Raw genomic sequence first — 21,825 nt, 5'->3', positions numbered from 1 at the left:
AGGAACGTTAATAGGAAGGACGTACGTATTTTCGTTAGCCTACGAACCCCAGTAACGCTAACAGCTGTCAAAGCCCAGCTTTTCTAAACAAAATAACTATTTAGCGTTTCCACGGTTCGTAAGAAGCAACGAAAGGTGGATTTGAGGTTAAATAGAGATACTACGATTCGTAAGCAAGCTGCGACCATGAACGAAGAAAGCAACAGCATAAAAAAAATGCCGTACCATGGCTGGAAGGCCAAGATACGGCAGTTATGAATAGGTTTACTTATTGCCAGGAACAACGCTGCGCAATACCGTCATGCCGCCGGACAGCTCGTAGCTGCCGAGTGTCGCCGGCAGTAGGAAGCACTCGCCCGCTTTGACCGACAGTTCGCCGTCCGCCCACTTCAGGCTGCCTTGGCCTTCGGCGATAACAAGGATGACAAAGCTTTGCGTCGTTGTTTCAAGCTGCCATGGCGCTGCAACAATGCCTTTCTCTACGATGAAATACGGGGAAGAGGCGATTGTCAGCCATTCGCCTGGGGCTGCTCCGTCCGTCTTCATGCGCTGAGCGCCAGCACCCTCGTATGCGATAACATTCAGCGAGTCTTCGATATGAAGCTCACGCAGCTGACCATCGAGGCCTGGGCGGTCATAGTCGTACAGGCGGTAAGTCGTGTCCGAGTTTTGCTGAATTTCAGCAACAACGACACCGGAGCATAGAGCGTGAACCGTGCCTGCAGGGATGTAGAAAGCATCGCCCGCCTCCACGGAAACCTCCTGAAGCGTATCCATAATGCGGCCTTCGGCAATAGCCGATTCCATAGCAGCACGGTCGATGCCGTCTTTGAGGCCGTATATGATTTTGGCGCCTGGCTTAGCGTCGAGAATGTACCACATCTCCGTCTTCCCAAGCTCGCCTTGCGGCAGTCCTTCATAAATATCGGTTGGATGAACTTGGATAGACAGGTCGTCATTGCAATCGAGTAGCTTGATCAGGAGCGGGAAACGTCCGTTTTTCTCTGAGAAGCCTTGCGAGCCGAACCACTCGCGACCGTATGTTTCGCGGATGACATCGAGGCCAGTGCCTGCCAGCTCGCCGTTCATCACTTTAGTTGTTCCGTTCGGGTGATCGCCGATCATCCAGCCTTCGCCGATCGATCCATCAGGCAGCGTAAGGCCGAAGCCTTCAAGTGCTCGTCCTCCCCAAATACGTTCTTTCATCTCCGGTTGAAATTGCAATGGATAAGGTTTTACTGTCATTGTTGTATCTCTCCCATGTACGTGAATTTATATGTAAAACGTTAAGACTGAGATTTAATTGCTGCGCCGCTTCTCCGCAGCAATAAGATATGGCGCAGTTCCGCGTTGCAACTGACGGTATATGACCGTCTGCGCCAAAGTTTGGGGAAGCTGAGCAGCCCAGTTCTCGACGGCTGCCGCTTCTTCTGCCCCGCCCGGATGACCGGGATAGAGCACGCAGGTTACGATGCCGCCTGGCCGGAGCAGCGACAAGGCGGCATCTAATGCCGCAAGCGTCGAAGCAGGCTCCGTAATGACGGCGTGATCCCCGCCTCCAGGCAAGTAGCCGAGATTGAACATAACCGCGGCTACTTCGCCTGCTGCTTCTGGATCAACAGCTTCCGCCATACGCGAATGGTTCTCCAGCAGCAGCCGGACATCTGGCTTCTTTCCATTGTCAGCGAGCGGAGATAGCCGCTGGTTAGTTCGATCCAGCGCTTCCTGTTGGATGTCGAAAGCGTACACGGTGCCGCCCTGGCCGACAAGCTCGGCAAGGGCAAGTGTATCGACACCGCCTCCTGCGGTTGCGTCAATGACAATTTCGCCGGCAGAGGCGCGCTCTGCGATCCATTTATGCGCCATGCTCAGCACGGATAAGAAGCCCATACTAACTCTCCGGCTGCCACAGCTTGCCTTGCCACGTATCGCGGCTGCGCAGCTCGGCATCGATGGCGTTCAGCACTTCCCACTTCTTCAGACTCCACATCGGCCCGATCAACAGGTCGCGAGGCGCATCGCCCGTCAATCGATGGACGATCATCTCCGGAGGGAGGAATTCCAAGCTGTCGACAATCAGCTTCACGTATTCGTCTTGCTCGAGGAAGCGCAGCAAGCCTGCCTCGTATTGGCGGACCATCGGCGTCTTGCGCATGAGGTGGAGCAGATGGATCTTAATGCCTTGCACATCCATTTTGGCAACTGCACGTCCCGTATCCAGCATCATCTCATGCGTCTCCTGCGGCAAGCCGTAAATAATGTGAGCGCACACGCGAATGCCGCGCTCTCTAAGTCTGCGAACCGCGTCGAGATAGCAGGCGGTATCATGCGCGCGATTGATTAGCTCGGATGTCGATTCATGCACCGTCTGCAAGCCCATCTCGACCCAAAGGTAGGTGCGTTCGCTCAGCTCCGCCAAATAATCGACGACATCATCCGGCAAGCAGTCCGGCCGTGTTGCGATCGACAAGCCGACTACGCCAGGCTGCTGAAGAATGACTTCATAATACTCCCTTAGCTCCTCGACCGGTGCATACGTGTTCGTATATGCCTGGAAGTAGCCGATGTAATTCGCCTCCGGCCACTTTTGATGCTGGCGGTCGCGAATATTATTGAATTGGGTGACGAGATCGTCGCGTCTGCTGCCCGCGAAGTCGCCTGATCCGCGCGCGCTGCAGAACGTGCAGCCGCCCTTGGCGATCGAGCCGTCCCGATTCGGGCAAGTGAAACCTGCGTCGAGCATGACCTTGAATACCTTGCCGCCGAACTGCTCGCGCATCTCGTAGTTCCATGTATGAAATCTTTTGTCGCCCCAGAGCATCGGCTGCTGCGGCGTCGATTTTAGATCAATCATTTTTTTCCCCTTCTTTCAAGTCGTACATCCTCTATTTTAGCGAAAAACGAACCGAAAAGCCACGACTTATCCACTTAGCCGCGGACAATGTTCGGAAACCGCTTTAATTGGAAATTATTTTTGAAATTGGTGATTATGGGCTTGCAATACCTTACATGAAGTGTTATATTAAAAGTGCGACAAAACAACAAATAAACCTAACATAGCCCATTTGCACCTGAATTCATGAAACGTCGATTAACTGGTAACGCTATATAATAAATCGATGAGGTGATGTGAGATGACTACAACAAAAATTCCGCATGGCAATGACAAAGTAACGGTAGAGCTTACAGTGAAAGAGTTAATGGCGCTGACAGGCGTTCGTTTCCACGATAATCACAGCGTAGAAATTTCGGCACGCAAGAAGCTGAACGAAGTGCTGGAAGGTACTTATGAGTTCGGTCAAAGCGGAGAAGCTCCAATCCCGTATCAGCTGCTAAGCTAATCGTGAACCAGCTCCAGTCCTATAATGCAACAGATTAAAGCCGAAGCGCCCTCATAAGCGCCGGCTTTTTTTATTTTATTTGCCCAAGCAAGCTCGTATTGATCATAATCTCCGAAATTCCTTTACAAGGAGGCTATTGTTGGGCACAATAAGGACTAGTTTCATTATAAAGAACTACACAATGGACTTTTGATTTTAGAGCAATTGGAGGCATATATGCGATGCGTTTAAGAGGAAGAAAAGGAATTCGTGAAAGCTTGGAGAGCCAGCCGGAGCTCGTTGTACTGGATGCTGCCCCGCACAAAGGAAAGTGGCGCGAGTTCTTCGGCAACGATAACCCGATTTATGTAGAGCTTGGCATGGGGAAGGGCCGTTTCATTAGCAATATGAGCGCTCGTTACCCGCATATTAATTTCATCGGCGTCGATATGTACGATGAGCTGATACGCCGTGCCAGCGAGAAGGCGCGTGTCATTTGGGAAGAGAAAGGTGTCGAATCCCCGCCGAATCTAGCCCTTCTGCGTGCGAATATTGAAGGCATTGAGGATATGTTCGCGCCAGGCGAGCTTGAGCGAATTCATCTGAACTTCAGCGATCCTTGGCCAAAAAGCAAACACGCCCGCCGGAGGCTGACACATTCCCGGTTTGCCCTGAAATATATCGAGCTGTTGAACGAGCGCGGTGAAATTCATTTTAAGACCGATTCGCTGTCGTTGTTCGAGTTCTCCTTGAATAGCTTCGCCGATATGGAGCTTATTATGCGCAACATCTCGCTCCACTTGCATAAGGACGGTCCGCGAGAGGACCTCGTGTTTACGGAATATGAAATGAAGTTTATGGAAAAAGGCCAAAATATTTATCGCGTCGAAGCGGTTATCGGTTCCGAAGCGCTCCGTAAGCATCGCGAAGCGAAACAAGCGACTGCAATAAAGGAAGCTGCTGAAGCGAATGATGCTGCTGTGGATAATGATAGTGACGACGAATCAGCAACCGAGTAATCGGATTAATTAAGAGCTACACGCTTGGAACGGTGGATGCGATCCAAAAGTAATTGACGGCATACGCGGTAGCCGTTCCAATCAGTGCTCCAGCTGCAACGTCCGACGGGTAATGCAGTCCCAGGTACATCCTCGACCAACCAACGGAAATGCCGATTATAATGGCGGTAGGCACGATAATGGTCAACCCGGCGCTGGCCGTCAGCAATATGGGGACGAGCCAAGCGAAGATGGCTGTCGTATGGCCGGACGGGAACGAAGAATCCTGCAACGGCTTATGACAAGTGTTGACATCCTGCAGCGCTTGATAGGGTCTTAACCGCTTGAATTTTCGCTTCACAATCGCTACCGGCAAGTGGCTAAGGATGACGGCCGCGAGGCACTGCCAGCCGGTTGTGCTCCAAGGTGTCGGAGCAATAAGCGCATAGAGCAAGGCGGTTACAAGGGTGAACGTAGCGCCGCCCATATGTGTTACGGTGTTCAACCATCTGCCAAGCAACGAATGAACTCTTCCGTCAATAGGTCTCCGGTTCGCCCAAAAAAGCATTCTCTGCTCATTCGATCGCAACCAATCGAGCATTCTCTCCATAAGTGAATCCCTCCTGCCGTATTTGCCCTCAGCAAATAACCTTCATATGCGTATTCCGATCTTACCACGTTTTTGTACGATGAACGTCAACGAATTGATAATCCTTTATTAATGAATTTTCATTTTCCATAAAACCCTTTTTTGTACCGAAATTCGTTTTACAATTCGAATCGTATGGAAATGCTGATACAGACTATCCGCATTATTCGACAATTTCTTCGAAAAGAAAATGATTAGCCATGCATCCGTTCACCTATTCGTCACACGTCTGGGACGCGAAATAGGGAACATTTTCAAACCTTTTATCGTAAGTAAGGTCGTTAGTGCTAAAAAGTCAGCAAATGGTTGAAAATAAGGCGTAGCCATCGCAAAAGGGGGGATTGGGCAGATTCCGTAGGAATGCAAGCGTTTTTCTGACGAGATTAAGCGTAATCGCGTCCTATTCTACTTTTGACAAAGCTGTTAATTGTGTGGAAAATCAAAAAGGGTTGGCGGAGCGCTTGCAGAGAAGCGCCCATACACAAAGAGAAAATATATGATAAAAACTTGCTCGATGTTCTCGTTAAGGTCGAAGCAAGAAAAAATGGGGTCTCAAGGGGGCAGTACCGCATGTTCAACACAATCATGCTTGTGGTTCAGATTGTTTTTGCTTTACTAGGATTGTATCAGCTGTTTCTAACGTTTTTTGGCTGGCATCGCAAGAAAGAGGATTTATCCCATCCGCCGCAGAAGTCTTTCGCGCTTCTCGTTGCGGCGCATAATGAGGAGCAAGTCGTTGGGGCTTTGATCGAAAACTTGCTGAAAATGAAATACCCGCGCGAGCTGTTCGATATTTTCGTTATTTGCGATAATTGTACAGACGGCACGGTTAACGTGGTTAAGAGTTACGACGGCGTATATGCTTGCGAGCGTACGAATCCGGCTCAACGCGGCAAAGGCTTTGCTGTGGAATGGATGCTGAAAGAACTGTGGAAGATGCCGAAGAGCTATGACGGCGTTGCGATCTTCGACGCTGATAACCTGGTAGCGACAGACTTCCTGCAATATATGAACAACGACTTGTGCAATGGTTCACGTGTTATCCAAGGTTATTTGGATACAAAAAACCCGAACGATTCTTGGATTAGCTCGGCCAATGCGATCAACTACTGGTTCTGCAACCGGTTGTGGCAATTGCCGCGTACGAACCTGAAGCTGGCGAATTTTCTCGGCGGTACGGGCATGTGCTTTGACGCTAAGCTGCTAAAGGAAATGGGCTGGGGAGCGACAAGCCTCGTGGAGGATTTGGAGTTTACGGTGCGCTGTATTCAGCGCGGTATTTATCCGAAGTTCAACTTCGAAGCGAAGGTATATGACGAGAAGCCGATTACGTTCCAAGCGTCCGCCCGTCAGCGTCTTCGCTGGATGCAAGGACACTTTGACGTGACACGCAAATATATGCTGCCGCTTCTATGGCAGGGCATCAAGGAACGCAGCATGACGAAGATCGACGCTGCGCTGTATGTTTTCAACGCTTACAACTATTTGGCCGGCTTCTTCATTGCGGCAATCGTCTGGGGCGATATCTTCTTATCCGGCGGAGACAATGTGACTTCCGTGTACAACATGCTGCCGATTTGGCTGAGCATTCCGTATATGGCTTACGTATTCGTGCAAATCCCGCTGTCGATGTATATGGCGAAGGTGGATTGGAAGCTTTACCTGCGCATTCCGACGTTCCTGCTGTTCACGTTGTCGTGGTGGCCGATTACCGTTCACGCCTTCTTCACGCAAAACAACAAGACGTGGAGTCATACGGAGCATACGCGTGTGATTCGGCTTGAAGAAGTACAGAGCAAGCAACTGTAGAAACGACAGTTGACATCGTTTAGCGCACTATGATATATTTACACGGTAGTATTTCTGAACAACTTAATGACGCACAAGCAGAAGCACCCGCTTCTCACCTTTTGGCTTAAGCTGACTGGTTCGCGATAATCGAAATCAAATGGTCGACCCTCGTTACATACGAACGGCGGCTGCTATGAACGGTTATGAGATGCGGGTTCGAGCGAACCCGCATTTTTTTTATTGTCTTCACCAAGCAACATACCATTTTGGAGGTGGCACGTTATTAGCAGAGAACATCAAATCAATGATGAGATCCGGGCAAGAGAAGTGCGCTTAGTCGGCGCGGAAGGCGAACAAATCGGCATTAAACCGATTCGCGAAGCGCTTCAAATGGCAATCGACCTTAGTCTGGATCTTGTTAACGTCGCTCCGACGGCAAAACCGCCGGTATGCCGCATCATGGATTACGGCAAATTCCGTTACGAGCAGCAGAAGAAAGAGAAGGAAGCCCGTAAGAATCAGAAGATCGTTGATATCAAAGAAGTGTGGTTCCGCGCCAACATTGAGGAGAACGACTACCAAACGAAATTCCGTAACGTAGTCAAATTCTTGAACGAAGGCGATAAAGTGAAAGCTTCTGTTCGATTCCGCGGCCGTGAAATCACGCATGCGGCGATTGGACAACGGATATTGGACCGCCTCTCCAAAGAGGTTGCCGAAATATGCAGCGTAGAACGTGCTCCTAAGCTTGAAGGCCGGAGCATGATTATGATTTTGGCACCAAAAACAACTAGCTAGCACTCGGATCATCATCCGTAGCAACGAAAACTTTTTAGGAGGATAACTGACATGCCAAAGATGAAAACGCACAGCAGTCTGAAGGACCGCTTCAAAATTACCGGTACAGGTAAAGTAAAACGTTACAAAGCTTACCGTAACCACTTGCTTTCGCACAAATCCGGTCGTCAAAAACGCGTTCTTGCTGGTCAGCCGCTTATGGCTGCAGGCGACGTTCGCCGTTTGCAACAAGGCCTTTCCCAATTGAAATAGTCGTATTGCTATATAAATTCATTCAACCTACAGGAGGTTTCCACAAATGGCAAGAGTCAAAGGCGGATTTGTCCGCACTCGTCGTCGCAAAAGAATTCTAAAGCTCGCAAAAGGTTATTTCGGTTCGAAACATCGTCTGTTTAAAACAGCGAAGGAGCAAGTAGGCAAATCGTTAATGTACGCTTACCGCGACCGCCGCAACAAAAAACGCGACATCCGCAGACTGTGGATCGTTCGTATTAACGCTGCTGCGCGCATTAACGGCCTTTCGTACAACAAATTCATGCACGGCTTGAAACTTGCGGGCGTAGAAGTAAACCGCAAAATGCTTGCTGACATGGCTGTTAACGATCTGAACTCGTTCAATTCGCTTGCAGGCATCGCAAAAGAAAAAATTAACGCTTAGTCGTTATTTTTGATATAAGAGGCTGTTCCTTTAGATCATGAGAATGATCTTAGGGGACAGCCTCTTTGCGTTAAATATAGGAAATTATATTATTATGTTATACTTTCTCTATTTCTCGGAATGAAACGCGCAGCGCTGCAAAAAGCAGCGATAGCCGGTTCACCTTGAATAAGCACATTTGTTGACTCAGTGGACAAACAAACAGACGATGACCCTCCTCCCGGAATAAACTGAAGAACAACGGGAAAGGAGGGATTTGGCATGCAGAATGTTTCCAAGAAGGAAGTGCGGAAACTAATCGGCAAACCGATCTATGCAGTACGTCCGGATGGCTCGGTCGTTACAGGGAAGCTTGTACGCATTCATCGCAATAAGCTTATTCTTGAGCCTCTTGGCAAGGATAAGGGCAAAAAAGTGCAGACTAGCTTTTTTTTCCTCCCGCTGCTTTTGCTAGGCGTGCTTGCGGTCGGCGCCCTGTGCAGCTGCGGCTGCGGCGCTAAAGCTGGTAACTGTTACAACAAATGCGGAGGCGGCTACGGCGGCGGTTATGGCGGCGGCGGTTACGGTGGAGGCTATGGCGGAGGCTATGGCGGTGGCGGTGGCGGTTATGGAGGCGGCTACGGCGGCGGATATAACGGATACAGCAACGGCAACGGCAATGGCAATGGCTACCAAGGTGACGGCTACTATAGCGGCTTCTAAAGGAAATTAGGCGATCAAGGCGAGGTTAGCGGTTTGATAAGCTCATAGCAGCGAAGATCCTGGTGATATTGGACGACGGAATAACCGAGCTTGACATAGAAATGTCCAGCTTTCTCATTAACCGAATCCACGAATAACCGGGCAGCTTTGCAATGGTGCGCTTGGCCGTAGGCCTCGCCTTGCGCCATTAAACGCTTTCCCCACCTTCGATTCTGATGATCGGGATGGGTCACGAGCATATCTACATAGAGAAACTCACCCATAATCTCGCAATGGACGAAACCGACCGGCGGGCTGTTCTTGGATAATGAGGCGACATATGTCATTCCGCTGCGGAACCGTTTAGGTAGCTCTCGAACGATTTGTGCGTCCAGCGGGCGTGCAGTATGAGAGAGCGGAAGCAGCTCGGTACGAATAAGACGAATGAGCTCGGCATCGTCGGTTCTCGGATTACGCAATCTGATCATGACATTCATTCCTATCTGCATGGCCTCTGTGTTGCATATGTACGGCCGTTGCATGGTTTTGCCGACGTGAGGCTACAATACTATATGTGATCAAGCGAAGAAATGCGCCCAATACAAATGATTAAATAACCATTTACGGGCGCTTGCCGTTTACGCTTGACGAACCGAATATCTCGGCATATAATAAAGAAAGTCTTATCTACCACATTGGCTTACGGCTTCAGTGGTAAATATATTATCGGCAATGATGAGGACGAAGTGCTAAGGGCTCTTTTGAACAGAGAGCAGACGGATCAGCTGCAACCGTCGCCAAAATCCCTTTTCTACGAGCTCACCTCGGAGCTGTTTCCCTGAAAAGCATCAATCGATGCGCATTAGGGGAAATCGCAGGGCAAGCGTTAAAGTGCCAAAGGTATGAACGACAATGTGCACATCGTTCTTACCTATGGAGGTTATACATTGGAATATGTATAACGAATTTGGGTGGTACCACGGAAGATAAACCTTTCGTCCCTCGTTGCTTCGATTATGAAGCGTGAGGAACGGAAGGTTTTTTTGTTTATTTGAAGTATAGCTAAGCATAAGCTTCATGCCTATGCGGACATCTATATTTCACCGCGAAACGTAAGCTTTTGCCGCCAGAGGACGGCGTCAGCCGTTTACGCTTGAGAGGAGGATGACTGATGGTAACGCAAGATGCTTTACAGAAGTCTAAAGAAGAATTGATGGAAAAACTCTCGAAGCCCGAGGTCATATCGGGATCGGAAATATTGCTCCGCAGTCTGTTGCTTGAAGGTGTAGATTGTGTGTTCGGTTATCCGGGCGGCGCTGTATTGTATATCTATGACGCCATGCATGGCAACCCTGACTTCAACCACTTATTGACTCGCCATGAGCAAGGCGCGATTCATGCAGCAGACGGCTACGCACGCGCCAGCGGCAAGGTCGGCGTATGTATCGCAACGTCGGGACCAGGCGCGACTAACCTAGTAACAGGTATCGCAACGGCTTATATGGACTCCGTGCCGCTCGTTGTAATTACGGGTAATGTTATCTCTTCCCTAATCGGATCGGATGCGTTCCAAGAGGCTGATATTACAGGCATTACGATGCCGATCACGAAGCATAGCTACCTAGTACGTAATGTGGAGGACTTGCCGCGTACCATTCACGAGGCGTTCCATATTGCGAACACCGGCCGTAAAGGCCCTGTGCTTATCGATATTCCGAAGGACGTATCCGCAGCGAAGACGCTGTTCAAGCCGGTAACGGAAGTAAGCATCCGCGGCTACAATCCAACGGTAAATCCGAACAAGCTGCAGCTTGATAAGCTGGTTAAGGCGATTGAAGAATCGACTCGTCCGCTCATTCTTGCCGGCGGCGGCATTGTCTACTCTGGCGCTCATGAGGAGCTGCTCGAGTTCGTGACAAAGACAGACATTCCCATCACGACGACGCTTCTGGGTCTTGGCGGCTATCCAAGCGGCAACGATCTATGGCTTGGCATGCCGGGCATGCACGGCACATATACGGCCAATATGTCGATTCAGAACGCAGACTTGCTTATTAATATCGGCGCACGGTTCGATGACCGCGTAACAGGCAAGCTTTCCGGCTTCGCTCCGAAAGCAAAGATCGTTCATATCGATATCGATCCGGCCGAGATCGGCAAGAACGTGCCGACAGACATTCCTATCGTCGGTGACGTGAAGACGGTTCTAGGTCTTGTGAACAAGATTGTGAAGCGTGCGGATAAAGCAGACGTTTGGCGCGCCGACATTCAGAAGTCGAAAGCGGCACATCCGTTCCGCTACATCGATTCCGAAGACGAGCTTAAGCCGCAATGGGTCGTGGAGTTAATTCACGAAACCACGAACGGCGATGCGATCGTAACGACGGATGTAGGTCAGCATCAGATGTGGGCGGCTCAATATTATAAATTCAACAAGCCGCGTTCTTGGGTAACATCGGGTGGCCTTGGCACGATGGGCTTCGGATTCCCATCGGCTATCGGCGCTCAAATGGCGAACCCGGATCGTACAGTCGTATCAATTAACGGAGACGGCGGCATGCAGATGTGTGCGCAAGAACTCGCGATTTGCGCAATCAACAACATTCCTGTTAAGGTAGTTATTATTAACAACCAAGTACTCGGAATGGTACGTCAATGGCAAGAGCTTATTCACGAGAACCGCTTCAGCCATATCGATCTTGCAGGCAGCCCTGATTTCGTTAAGCTTGCCGAAGCGTATGGCGTAAAAGGTTTCCGTGCTTCGAACAAAGAGGATGCTAGGGCGGTTTGGGAAGAGGCGCTTAATCATCCAGGTCCGGCTGTCGTGGAATTCGTCGTTCGCAGAGATGAGAATGTGTATCCGATGGTCGCGCAAGGCAGCACTATCGACCAAATGATCATGGGGGATTCGGAATGAAGAAGCATACGATCGCAGTAATCGTTAACGATCAGCCCGGCGTTCTGCAGCGCGTATCCGGCTTGTTCGGACGTCGCGGCTTCAATATTGAGAGCATTACAGTAGGCACAAGCGAGGAAGTTGGCTTGTCGCGCATGGTCATCGTCACTACAGGCGATGATCATACGCTCGAGCAAATCATCAAACAGCTGTACAAGCTGATCGATGTCATCAAAGTTATCGATCTTAGCTCAAACCCAATGGTAGCCCGTGAGCTTGCGCTCATCAAGGTAGCCGCTGAGCCGTCGGTAAGACCGGAAATTCTCGGTGTTGTCGATACGTTCCGCGCAGCCGTTGTCGACATTGGCACGCATTCATTGATCGTACAAGTTGTCGGCGACACCGAGAAGATCGACGCAATGGTCGAGCTTCTTAAGCCATATGGCATTCGCGAGTTGTCCCGCACCGGGGTAACAGCACTTAACCGTGGCAATTCTAAGTAAGAGCATCTTGTTCATCGTCTGACCTGTTCAACATCCCTATTTGAACGGGAGTTTAAGGGGAGAACCGCTTCTATTCGCCATTCTCTGCTTAAACACCCGTTCAAAAGGGTTAAATTAAAGGAGGCAATTATTATCATGGCAGTTACAATGTATTATGAAAAAGACGCTGATCAAGGCGTTCTTCAAGGTAAAACAATTGCAGTAATCGGTTACGGCAGCCAAGGCCACGCGCAAGCGCAAAACCTTCGCGACAGCGGTCTGAAAGTGGTTATCGGTCTTCGTCCTGGTAAATCCGCAGACGTAGCTAAGAAAGACGGCTTCGAAGTATTGACAGTTGCAGAAGCAACTAAAATCGCTGACGTTGTTCAAATCTTGCTTCCTGACGAAACACAAGCGAAAGTATACGCGGAAGAAATCGAACCAAACCTCAAAAAAGGCGCGGCTCTTATGTTCTCCCACGGCTTCAACATCCACTACGGCCAAATCGTGCCTAGCCAAGATACAGACGTTTTCCTAGTTGCTCCTAAATCGCCGGGCCACATGGTTCGCCGTACGTACCAAGAAGGCTTCGGCGTTCCTGGTCTGATCGCGATCCAACAAGACGCTACTGGCAATGCTAAAGCTATCGGCCTTGCATATGCTAAAGGTATCGGCTGTACTCGTGCAGGCGTTATCGAAACTTCTTTCAAAGAAGAGACAGAAACAGATTTGTTCGGCGAGCAAGCCGTACTTTGCGGCGGCGCTTCCGCGCTTGTTAAAGCTGGCTTCGAGACGCTTGTTGAAGCTGGATATGCTCCAGAGATGGCTTACTTCGAGTGCTTGCACGAGCTTAAGCTGATCGTTGACTTGATGTATGAAGGCGGACTTGCAACAATGCGCGATTCCATCTCCAACACAGCTGAGTACGGTGACTATGTAACTGGTCCTCGTATCGTTACAGAAGAAACGAAAAAAGAAATGAAACGCGTTCTTGAAGACATCCAATCCGGACGTTTCGCACGCGACTTCATCTTGGAAAACCAATCGAACCGTGCAATGCTTACAGCTACACGCCGTAACGAAGCGGCTCACCCTATCGAGCAAACAGGTAAACAGCTTCGTGAGCTTATGCACTGGATCAAGAAGTAATAAACTGCGTCTATACGCAAAATGATATGATCCCGGTACGCCTCTAGCGCTTGCGGCAATCGTCTGACGATCCGCGTGCGCCCCGCGTGTACCGGGATAATTCTGTTCACGGAGGTACTAGAGCCATATGCGGAAAATTTATATTTTCGATACAACGCTTCGTGACGGGGAACAATCCCCCGGCGTCAACCTGAATACGAAGGAGAAGGTCGAGATTGCGCTGCAGCTCGAGAAGCTGGGCGTCGATCGAATCGAAGCAGGCTTCCCGGCTGCGTCGCCAGGCGACCTGGCAGCCGTCAACGCCGTTGCGCGCGCTGTGAAGAACGCAAGCGTAATCGGATTGTCCCGCTCGCGTGAGCAGGACATCGATGCGGTGCGTGAAGCGCTTATCGGCGCACAAGATCCAAGCATTCACGTCTTCCTTGCAACAAGCCCGATCCATCGCAAGCATAAGCTTAGAATGGAGAAGGAGCAGGTGCTGGAGACAGCTGAGCGCGCCATTCGGTATGCGAAGCAATATTTCAGCAAGGTAGAATTCTCGCCTGAGGATGCAGGACGCACAGAGCTTGATTTCCTCTGCCAAGTGACGGAGATGGCAATCAAGGCTGGCGCTACGGTCGTGAACATTCCCGATACGGTAGGTTACTTGAATCCGCTTGAGTATGGCAATATCTTCAAGACGCTTAAGGAGAACGTGCCGAATATCGAGACGATTCAGCTTAGCGCGCACTGCCACGACGATCTCGGCATGGCGACAGCCAATGCGCTATCGGCAATCATGAACGGCGCGGATCAGATCGAAGGCACGATCAACGGCATCGGCGAGCGCGCTGGCAACACGGCGCTTGAAGAAGTGGCGATGGCGCTTGCGACGCGTCCGGATTATTTCGGCGCTCAGACGACGCTGAACTTGAAGGAAATCGCTAAGACGAGCCGACTAGTCAGTAAGCTTACAGGCATGGTCATTCCGGGCAATAAGGCGATTGTCGGTGCGAATGCGTTCGCGCATGAATCCGGCATTCACCAGGACGGCATGCTGAAGGAGAAGACAACGTACGAGATTATTTCGCCGGATACAATCGGCTTGAAAGAATCGAAGCTTGTCCTCGGCAAGCACTCCGGACGTCATGCGTTCCGCGAGAAGCTGATCGACCTCGGATACGAGCTGGAGGATGAATCTGTTAACGCGGCGTTCGCTAAGTTCAAAGACTTGGCTGATCGCAAGAAGAACGTAACGGATGAAGACATTCGCGCGATGCTCGAAGAGAAGCTCGTCGATACGCCGGAAGTGTTCACGCTTGAGACGATCCAGGTGAACTACACGAACCAATCGACCCCTAGCGCATCTGTTCGCATTAGCAAAGCGGAAGGCGAAGCAGTCGAAGAAGCGGCAGTCGGCAACGGCTCCGTGGATGCGATCTATAACGCGATCGATAAAGTAACAGGCGAGACAGTCGAGCTGGAGGACTACTCCATCAAGTCTGTATCGCAAGGCAAGGACGCGCTTGGCGAGGTTCATGTCGTGCTCAAGCAGGATGAAGTGACCGCTCAAGGCCGCGGCCTAAGCACCGACATTCTGGAAGCAAGCGCTCGAGCCTACATCGATGCGGTGAACCGCTTGATCGACAAGCGCAAGTCGCCGAGCCGCCGCGATAAGATGAGCCTGATCTAAGTTAAATAGACAATAAAGAAGAAGCCGGCAAGCAAAGGTGTTAATACCTTTTGCTTGCCGGCTTCTTCTCTTTCCAAAGCTATACGGCATAGGAAAGCTTGTGCTTCTTCATCATGCTAGCGAAAGCAGGATCGTTCGTGAATTGTACGAATCGTTCGACGACGGATGAATCAAATTGCGAGCCGCTATGCAGCAGCAGGTTAGCAATAGCTTGAGAGAGCGGCATACCTTTGCGGTAACAGCGGTTGTCCATCATGCTGTCGAAAGCATCGATAACGGTACAAATCCGCGTGAGATAAGGGATTTGATCCCCGCTCAAACGCGATGGGTAGCCTGTGCCATCTAAGCGTTCATGATGATGGGCAATGATGTTCATAACACGAGGATGAATCTGAATGCCAAGCTTCTTCACGAGGTCGCCGCCGCAATCGGGATGAAGCCTCATGATACTCCATTCCTTGTCTGTGAGCTTGCCTTCGTGAAGCAAGATGGAACTTGGGGTAAGCAGCTTGCCAAGATCATGCAGATAGCAGCCTTGGACCAGCAGCGATTGATCCTCTTCGGGAAGACGAAGATAGGAGGCGAATTGTCCGGCTAATAGAGCGACTCTGACGCAATGGTTGTAAGCGGAGGCGCTTTTCATTTCCAACTGCTTCATGCAGGTTTCAATGACTTTGGTTTGTTTCCAGCCTATGAAAGTGGTTTGTCGCTCGGTTAGGGGGTTCATCTGTAACACTCCTTCTATATGAATAGACATTATTTTTTAAGAATGCGATGCCGAGTGGAGCACCGTTACGTTACGGGATAAAGCCAGGTCAAGCTCATAAGGGGCATTCAACTTATTTCCTTCCGCATCCTGTATGATTTGTACGACGGGACGATGGATGATTGCCGAATTGTACGACTTGACGACCCCCATCTGTCCATTGCTGAGCTTTAATACGCTTAACAGAGGATACGCCGTTATTTGCTTCAGAAACAGTTTTACTAGATCAGCGTTAAAATAGAAATTTCCGGTAGCGAACATAAATTCGATCACGTCATCTGTTTTACACTTGCGCTGTTCCTTAGCCGTCGTATGCAATCGTCCGTATAGATCCGCCATGGCTACGATTTGGGCGTATTCCGGAAAGGCACTGCCTTTAAGCTTAAGCGGATAGCCGGAGCCGTCGTATCTCTCGTGATGAAGCAGCGCACATTGCGCTGATGAGGCGGGCATGCCTTGAATATCATGCAGCATTCGAAATCCTAAAGCGGTATGGCTTTGCAATTGTTCTTTCTCATAGGCGGTCAATATCCGCTCGCTGGCGGTTAATGACGCAGGCAACTGCGTCATGCCAATGTCGAACAGCAATGAGCCGATAGTTAGCTCCAGCATCCTCTCGGCGTTATAGCCGCATTCCATTCCGATTATCGTTGATAAGATCGATACATCTATAGCGTGCTCATACAAGCATTCGTCATAGCTTAGCAGTTGAGCCAGTAATGTGGTTGTCTCGGACTGCGATAGCATATCATTGATCGAGTTTCGGTAAAGCCTCTTATGCCGCTGCTCTGTCTCACCAGAGAAGGCATAGCCGCATAAGGAATGATTGTCCAGCCGTTTTATAATGTGATTGAATAACAGCGTTCGGTCAGGTTTCTTGTCTAGATAAGGGTGCTCCCCTTGTTGGATGAGATTTTCTGGACAATCTATCCATACTCTACGGACCTTGCGCTGAATCAAGCGTTTAATATAAAGCTCAGTTAGTATGGTTCCTTTGCCCAAGATCATCGTTCCGTTATCGGCGAGGATCGGCTTTGCGAGCAAGTCGCCTTCTTTCAGTACTGCTACGTCCGCTTCGCGCACTCGGAGCGGCCCCCTTTCTCCTCTTCATCGTTTCCATGCTCGCTTCCATCTGTTGATACAAGCGTAACATCGCACGATCCCCGCATCTATTATCCCTGTAGCCCTTTCAAGGTATCCGAAAGGATACTTTTGGTAGGGGGAAGGAGCAATAACTGCTGAAATGAGGAGATTAATCATGTAAAATAAAGTTATTAGTTAATAATTCGAAACGGGTGAGCTCTTTATGACGGTAGAGGAAAAGAAAAGTCAGGATGAGAGCCTGTACGTTGTTGGCCGCGAACAGGAACTTACGGTATTCCAAAGGGAATTGGACAGTGCTGTATTCACGCGGAAAATCATGAACCTGTATGGAACGGCAGGAATAGGCAAAAGCTTCTTGCTTGATGAATTTTATAAAAAAGCCCTCGCTAGCAGCGTTATCCCATATGTTATCGATTGCGAGAGCTTCGCGGTAACGCCCCAAGGATTTTGCCTTCACGTGCTGAACTTAGTTTATCCGCGAGGTTATGAGTCCGCTTCGGACGGCGAGCTTATGTCGGAGTGCGTACAGGCATTAAACGGGTTGGCGGATTCGAAGCGCGTCGTCCTTCTTTTCGATGCATATGAACGAATGGACGTATTGGACCAATGGCTGAGGGATTATTTTCTTAAGCAGCTGGAGCCGCATATATTAACGGTCATAGCGGGGAGAACGCCGTTAGCCGAGCCATGGTTCTTATCGCCTTCTTGGCGTCAGCAGATAATTAGAATGCCGCTCGTGGAGCTTGATTTCGAAGCGGTTGAGCGTTATGCCGGCAGCAGCGGCGTGCATGATCATGAATTGGTTGCAAGGCTCTGGAGACATTCGAAGGGACATCCCTTGACGTTGTCACTCGTTACATTCATCCTTGAGCAAGCCCAGCTGTATGGGCAAGATCCCGTATTCAGCGATCACGATACATTGCCTTACCTAGTAGACAAATGGCTGCAGGAGGTACCGGATGAGGAGCTTCGCTCACTCATCGAAGCCGCTTCAGTGCTTAGACAATTTAACCAAGACAGCTTATCGTTTCTTATGGACAAGCAGGTTCCATCTGCGCAGTTCCATCGTCTCATCCGATTCTCCTTCATCAGGAAGGTCGAGCGCGGCTGGTCGCTTCATGCTTTAATGCGGGAGGCCGTGAGCCAGGAGCTGATCGCCAGAGCGCCGATGCGCTATAAGAAGTTAAGGGAGAAAGGGCTGCTGTACTATTACGGAAGGCTGAAGGAGAACGAAACGTTCGAGGCGAGTCCCAGGGAAGCGGTCGAACTGATGTATTATATCGGCGATGCATTACTCAGAGCGCTCATGAATTGGTTCGAACTCGATCCGCCGCGGTTCGAGCAGGCAGGACGACATACGATGGGCGAGCTTGAGCGTTACATAGTGAGGCGAAGAGAAGAGGCGAGGGACTCGCGAATCGAATTGTACGATCCGCACTCGGGACGTACGTTCGACTTCTTCGTTACGGCCCAGCAGTCTTGTCTGACTTTGAAGCGCTTGGACTTTGAGAAGCTGTTCCAGCTTGGCTATGACGTTGTCCGAATCATGAGAGACACCGTTGGGGAGGTTATCGGATTCGCCGTCGTCATCCCGATTAACGGCAAGACATTGCCTTACTTGCTCGAAAGTCCGAGGTCCAAAGCATATTTCGAACAATTGCCTTCCGGGAGGTTGGATCAGCTTGCCGCAGTATCCGATTCGACGCGGGCGGGCTGGTTTATCGAAACGATCGATATTTCGGATTTCGCAGATGCGTCGCAGCAGACGGCTATGGGGCACTTAATTCATGCGTTGATCTTCACAGGCGAGCTAGTGGTTGAATCGCCGGCGCCTATCCCTTATTTTATTGAAGCGCATAAGAGCCTCGGTTTCGAGATCGTACCAAACGCGACGCATAGGGAATATGACGGGATAACCGACACCCCGACGTTTGTTATCGATATGCGTAAAAACAATCTGCTCAGCTACATCCATCGGATGATTCAAAACGAAGGCCAGTTGGAAACGATCATTAAGGAAAAGGAACGGCCATCCGATCCCTTAGAGGAAGAATCGACTAGAAGAGAAACAGCGGTTGATCCCATACTGGCCAGGAGCGATCTAACGCCTCGCGAGAAGGAGGTAGCCAAGCTGTTGGAGCAGGGGCTCAAAAATGCGGACATTGCGCAAAGGCTATACCTGAGTGAGGCAACCGTTAAGAAGCATATGAAATCGATGCTTGCCAAGCTGAATGCTGCCAATCGTACACAATTACTGAAGAAACTGTTGGAGCAGTCGTAGATAGGTTTCATGCAAAATTGGGCTTATAGTCGCAAACTATAAACTAAATAGATTTTATATCTTTGTAATCAATGCGGTTTTATGGTACAAATGATAATAGACTGAGAATGAGATAATAGAGGAGTGTACAATCAATCATGGCAGAAGTGAAAAAGATCGCGGTCATTGCCGGCGACGGTATCGGACCTGAAGTTGTAGGCGAGGCGCTTAAAGTACTTAAGAAATCAGAAGAACTGTTCGGGTACCAATTCGAGACGGAGAACGGCTTGTTCGGCGGTATCGCAATCGACGAGAAAGGTACGCCGCTTCCGCAGGAAACGCTTGACCTGTGCAAAGGCGCGGACGCTGTATTGCTCGGCGCTGTTGGCGGTCCGAAATGGGACAACAATTCGAAGGAGCTTCGTCCTGAGACAGGTCTGCTCGGCATTCGCAAAGCGCTTGGCCTATTCTCCAACATTCGTCCAGCAACTGTATTCGACTGTTTGAAAGAAGCTTCCACACTGAAGCCGGAAGTTCTTGAAGGTACGGACCTGATCGTTGTGCGTGAATTGACAGGCGGCATCTACTTCGGCGAGAAGTTCCGCCGCGAAGGCGCGAACGGCGAAGAAGCTGTTGATACTTGCGTATATAATGTACAAGAAATTGAGCGAATCGTACGCCAAGCGTTCGACATCGCTATGACTCGCAGCAAACGTCTTGCATCCGTTGACAAAGCGAACGTTCTTGAGACATCCCGCCTGTGGCGCGAAGTCGTTAACCGGATCGCTCCTGAATATCCAGAAGTTGAGCTTGAGCATGTACTCGTTGACAACTGCGCTATGCAATTGCTTCGCCGTCCATCGAGCTTCGATGTTATCGTAACGGAAAATATGTTCGGGGATATTCTTAGCGACGAAGCGGCAATGCTGACGGGTTCGATCGGCATGCTGTCGTCTGCTTCGCTAGGCGAAGGCAGCTTCGGCTTGTACGAGCCGGTACACGGCTCTGCTCCTGACATTGCGGGACAAGGCATCTCCAACCCAATTGCTACGATTCTGTCGGTTGCGCTTATGTTCAGACTGACGTTCGGCTATCACGAGGCTGCGGCATCGATCGAGAACGCGGTGAAGGAAGTATTGGATGCCGGCCACCGTACAGGTGATATCGCAGTTGATAAGAGCACTGCAATCGGCACAACAGCTATGGGCGATCTGATCGTAGCTGCAATGAAAAAGTAACAACCTAGTTTAAAATAATTATCAAAAACAATTAATTATAATATTGACTTCATTACATTCTAGTGATAGTATGTAACAAGTAAGTTGCGCAAATAAATCGGCACAAATAATAATCTATGGATAGGTCAAGGAGGTTTTTCGATTATGGCAGAACGTTTGGTAGGTCGCCCGGCTCCAGATTTCACAATGGAAACGGCAACTGGTAACGGACAAGATTTTGGTACGGCGTCGCTTTCGGATTACAAAGGTAAATGGTTGGTATTGTTCTTCTACCCGCTCGATTTCACTTTCGTATGCCCGACTGAAATTACCGCTTTGAGCTTGGCTGCAGAACAATTCAACAACTTGAACACTGAGATTCTTGGTGTCAGCGTAGATAGCAAGCACAGCCACCGCGCGTGGATCAACACGCCAGTTAACGATAACGGTCTTGGTCAACTGAGCTTCCCGCTCGCTGCTGACATTACGAAGAACGTTGCGCGTGACTACGGCGTATTGATCGAAGAAGAAGGAATCGCGCTTCGCGGTTTGTTCATCATCGATCCGGAAGGCGAAGTAAAATACCAAGTTGTTAACCACAACGACGTAGGCCGCAGCGTTGAAGAAACGCTTCGCGTATTGCAAGCTTTGCAATCCGGCGGACTTTGCCCAATTAACTGGAAACCAGGCCAATCTCACCTGGTAGCGAAATAATAATCGATTTCGTTCATACGGAACCCGTACCTTCTGGTACGGGTTTTGTTATTGTTAGAGCGGAATGTTTAAGTACCATAAACGAGATGTCATTTATTTCAAGCAGGAATTTCAGAGTTTATTAGCGAATAATGTAGGGTATAATGAGCAGCCAGCGTGAATGGTAATGATGCAACGTCTAAGGAGGGGTATCGCTATGAGTTTTTGCTGTGGAGCGAGTATGATTGGAACGAAGGGTACGCTGAAGCATTATCGAACACAAATTCACAATGTGCCAATTACGTTTTGTCCAGTATGCCATCGCGTCGATATTCACTATTTGGCACAGGACGAGTATGACATTTTGGCTGAGTATGCTCATGGCGACGATGCCGCCGAGGTGGACTTTCAAGAATATGTGGAGCAGGACGGCAAGCTGCTGTTCGAGAACTGTGTTAATAACGAGAACGAGGATCCAATGGATGTTGTGCATAGTCAGATCGATATGGCGCTTGATCTGCTCAGCTTCGCTAAGCAGATTGAGGATGCAGAGTGGGAGCTACAGCTTAAGAAGCGGCTTATGATGCTTAATAGCCGCCGCAACAAATTGCGTCAGAGGCGCACCTCGGTGTAGCTGCGATGAGTATAAAGCGACAGCCTCCTGCGGGAGGCTTTTTTTGCGGAGAGAAAA

At 49.8% G+C, this 21,825-nt stretch carries 22 protein-coding genes and 1 other annotated feature; of the genes, 15 read left to right on the top strand and 7 right to left on the bottom strand.

Annotated features, from left to right (window positions below; translation table 11 throughout):
• Positions 1-264 precede the first annotated feature (264 nt).
• The 3 genes from V8F51_RS08845 to V8F51_RS08835 are packed head-to-tail and all read right to left on the bottom strand — an operon-like array spanning position 265 to position 2,854.
• Complete coding sequence (locus V8F51_RS08845) at positions 265-1,245, bottom strand: type I phosphomannose isomerase catalytic subunit (RefSeq protein WP_337099811.1); 981 nt, start codon at positions 1,243-1,245, stop codon at positions 265-267.
• Between the two features lie 54 nt (positions 1,246-1,299).
• A complete protein-coding gene (locus tag V8F51_RS08840; RefSeq protein ID WP_337099810.1) occupies positions 1,300-1,890 on the bottom strand; it encodes a class I SAM-dependent methyltransferase in 591 nt (196 codons plus the stop codon).
• Between the two features lies 1 nt (position 1,891).
• Complete coding sequence (locus V8F51_RS08835) at positions 1,892-2,854, bottom strand: TIGR01212 family radical SAM protein (protein ID WP_337099809.1); 963 nt, start codon at positions 2,852-2,854, stop codon at positions 1,892-1,894.
• Between the two features lie 280 nt (positions 2,855-3,134).
• On the opposite strand from V8F51_RS08835, the gene V8F51_RS08830 reads away from it, so the two are divergent.
• Both V8F51_RS08830 and trmB read left to right on the top strand, forming a co-directional pair.
• A complete protein-coding gene (locus V8F51_RS08830) occupies positions 3,135-3,341 on the top strand; it encodes a hypothetical protein (RefSeq protein ID WP_337099808.1) in 207 nt (68 codons plus the stop codon).
• Positions 3,342-3,562: 221 nt separating this feature from the next.
• Complete coding sequence (gene trmB, locus V8F51_RS08825) at positions 3,563-4,339, top strand: tRNA (guanosine(46)-N7)-methyltransferase TrmB (RefSeq protein ID WP_337099807.1); 777 nt, start codon at positions 3,563-3,565, stop codon at positions 4,337-4,339.
• 16 nt (positions 4,340-4,355) lie between these two features.
• Here the strand turns inward: trmB and V8F51_RS08820 are convergent, their stop codons facing one another.
• Positions 4,356-4,928, bottom strand: a complete 573-nt coding sequence (locus tag V8F51_RS08820) for a phosphatase PAP2 family protein (protein WP_337099806.1) — start codon at positions 4,926-4,928, stop codon at positions 4,356-4,358.
• A 609-nt stretch (positions 4,929-5,537) separates the two neighbouring features.
• Here V8F51_RS08820 and V8F51_RS08815 point away from each other — a divergent pair.
• The 5 genes from V8F51_RS08815 (at position 5,538) to V8F51_RS08795 (ending at position 8,916) form a co-directional block, all read left to right on the top strand.
• Entirely contained in the window at positions 5,538-6,776 is a 1,239-nt protein-coding gene (locus V8F51_RS08815) for a glycosyltransferase family 2 protein (protein ID WP_337099805.1), read from the top strand.
• A 69-nt stretch (positions 6,777-6,845) separates the two neighbouring features.
• Positions 6,846-7,002, top strand: a sequence feature (ribosomal protein L20 leader region).
• A 56-nt stretch (positions 7,003-7,058) separates the two neighbouring features.
• Entirely contained in the window at positions 7,059-7,556 is a 498-nt protein-coding gene (gene infC / locus V8F51_RS08810) for a translation initiation factor IF-3 (RefSeq protein ID WP_337099837.1), read from the top strand.
• 51 nt (positions 7,557-7,607) lie between these two features.
• The gene (rpmI, locus tag V8F51_RS08805; RefSeq protein WP_087570780.1) at positions 7,608-7,808 is read left to right on the top strand and encodes a 50S ribosomal protein L35; all 201 of its coding nucleotides are present in this window, start codon (positions 7,608-7,610) and stop codon (positions 7,806-7,808) included.
• Between the two features lie 46 nt (positions 7,809-7,854).
• Positions 7,855-8,214 (top strand): 50S ribosomal protein L20, encoded by a 360-nt coding sequence (gene rplT, locus V8F51_RS08800; RefSeq protein WP_337099804.1) that lies wholly within the window; start codon positions 7,855-7,857, stop codon positions 8,212-8,214.
• A 261-nt stretch (positions 8,215-8,475) separates the two neighbouring features.
• Positions 8,476-8,916, top strand: coding sequence for a hypothetical protein (locus V8F51_RS08795; protein WP_337099803.1), 441 nt, complete (start codon positions 8,476-8,478; stop codon positions 8,914-8,916).
• A gap of 14 nt (positions 8,917-8,930) precedes the next feature.
• Here the strand turns inward: V8F51_RS08795 and V8F51_RS08790 are convergent, their stop codons facing one another.
• Positions 8,931-9,383: a GNAT family N-acetyltransferase gene (locus tag V8F51_RS08790; RefSeq protein WP_337099802.1), complete on the bottom strand. Its 453-nt coding sequence runs from the start codon at positions 9,381-9,383 to the stop codon at positions 8,931-8,933.
• Between the two features lie 683 nt (positions 9,384-10,066).
• Between V8F51_RS08790 and ilvB the strand changes: the two genes are divergently transcribed.
• The 4 genes from ilvB (at position 10,067) to V8F51_RS08770 (ending at position 15,094) form a co-directional block, all read left to right on the top strand.
• Positions 10,067-11,812, top strand: coding sequence for a biosynthetic-type acetolactate synthase large subunit (gene ilvB, locus V8F51_RS08785; protein WP_337099801.1), 1,746 nt, complete (start codon positions 10,067-10,069; stop codon positions 11,810-11,812).
• Positions 11,809-12,294, top strand: coding sequence for an acetolactate synthase small subunit (gene ilvN, locus V8F51_RS08780; protein ID WP_337099800.1), 486 nt, complete (start codon positions 11,809-11,811; stop codon positions 12,292-12,294). Before ilvB ends, ilvN begins: the two co-directional genes overlap by 4 nt.
• Positions 12,295-12,429: 135 nt before the next feature.
• A complete protein-coding gene (ilvC, locus tag V8F51_RS08775) occupies positions 12,430-13,422 on the top strand; it encodes a ketol-acid reductoisomerase (protein ID WP_337099799.1) in 993 nt (330 codons plus the stop codon).
• A gap of 127 nt (positions 13,423-13,549) precedes the next feature.
• Positions 13,550-15,094 carry a 2-isopropylmalate synthase gene (locus tag V8F51_RS08770; protein ID WP_337099798.1) on the top strand — a complete coding sequence of 515 codons (1,545 nt, stop codon included), beginning with the start codon at positions 13,550-13,552 and terminating at the stop codon, positions 15,092-15,094.
• Between the two features lie 79 nt (positions 15,095-15,173).
• On the opposite strand, the gene V8F51_RS08765 is transcribed toward V8F51_RS08770, so the two are convergent.
• Together V8F51_RS08765 and V8F51_RS08760 are read right to left on the bottom strand one after the other, a co-directional pair.
• The gene (locus V8F51_RS08765; protein ID WP_337099797.1) at positions 15,174-15,752 is read right to left on the bottom strand and encodes an HD-GYP domain-containing protein; all 579 of its coding nucleotides are present in this window, start codon (positions 15,750-15,752) and stop codon (positions 15,174-15,176) included.
• A gap of 105 nt (positions 15,753-15,857) precedes the next feature.
• A complete protein-coding gene (locus V8F51_RS08760) occupies positions 15,858-16,943 on the bottom strand; it encodes an HD-GYP domain-containing protein (protein WP_337099796.1) in 1,086 nt (361 codons plus the stop codon).
• Between the two features lie 223 nt (positions 16,944-17,166).
• Between V8F51_RS08760 and V8F51_RS08755 the strand changes: the two genes are divergently transcribed.
• The 4 genes from V8F51_RS08755 (at position 17,167) to V8F51_RS08740 (ending at position 21,768) form a co-directional block, all read left to right on the top strand.
• Positions 17,167-19,245: a LuxR C-terminal-related transcriptional regulator gene (locus V8F51_RS08755; protein ID WP_337099795.1), complete on the top strand. Its 2,079-nt coding sequence runs from the start codon at positions 17,167-17,169 to the stop codon at positions 19,243-19,245.
• Positions 19,246-19,382: 137 nt separating this feature from the next.
• Positions 19,383-20,462 (top strand): 3-isopropylmalate dehydrogenase, encoded by a 1,080-nt coding sequence (leuB, locus tag V8F51_RS08750; RefSeq protein ID WP_337099794.1) that lies wholly within the window; start codon positions 19,383-19,385, stop codon positions 20,460-20,462.
• Between the two features lie 144 nt (positions 20,463-20,606).
• Entirely contained in the window at positions 20,607-21,155 is a 549-nt protein-coding gene (locus V8F51_RS08745; protein ID WP_337099793.1) for a peroxiredoxin, read from the top strand.
• 196 nt (positions 21,156-21,351) lie between these two features.
• Positions 21,352-21,768, top strand: a complete 417-nt coding sequence (locus tag V8F51_RS08740; protein WP_337099792.1) for a hypothetical protein — start codon at positions 21,352-21,354, stop codon at positions 21,766-21,768.
• Positions 21,769-21,825: the final 57 nt, after the last annotated feature.

Origin of the sequence: Paenibacillus sp. YIM B09110 (assembly GCF_037167145.1) — a bacterium.
GTDB lineage: Bacteria > Bacillota > Bacilli > Paenibacillales > Paenibacillaceae > Pristimantibacillus.
The sequence above is the reverse complement of the archived record's forward strand: the minus strand, read 5'-3'. Positions and strand labels throughout refer to the sequence as shown.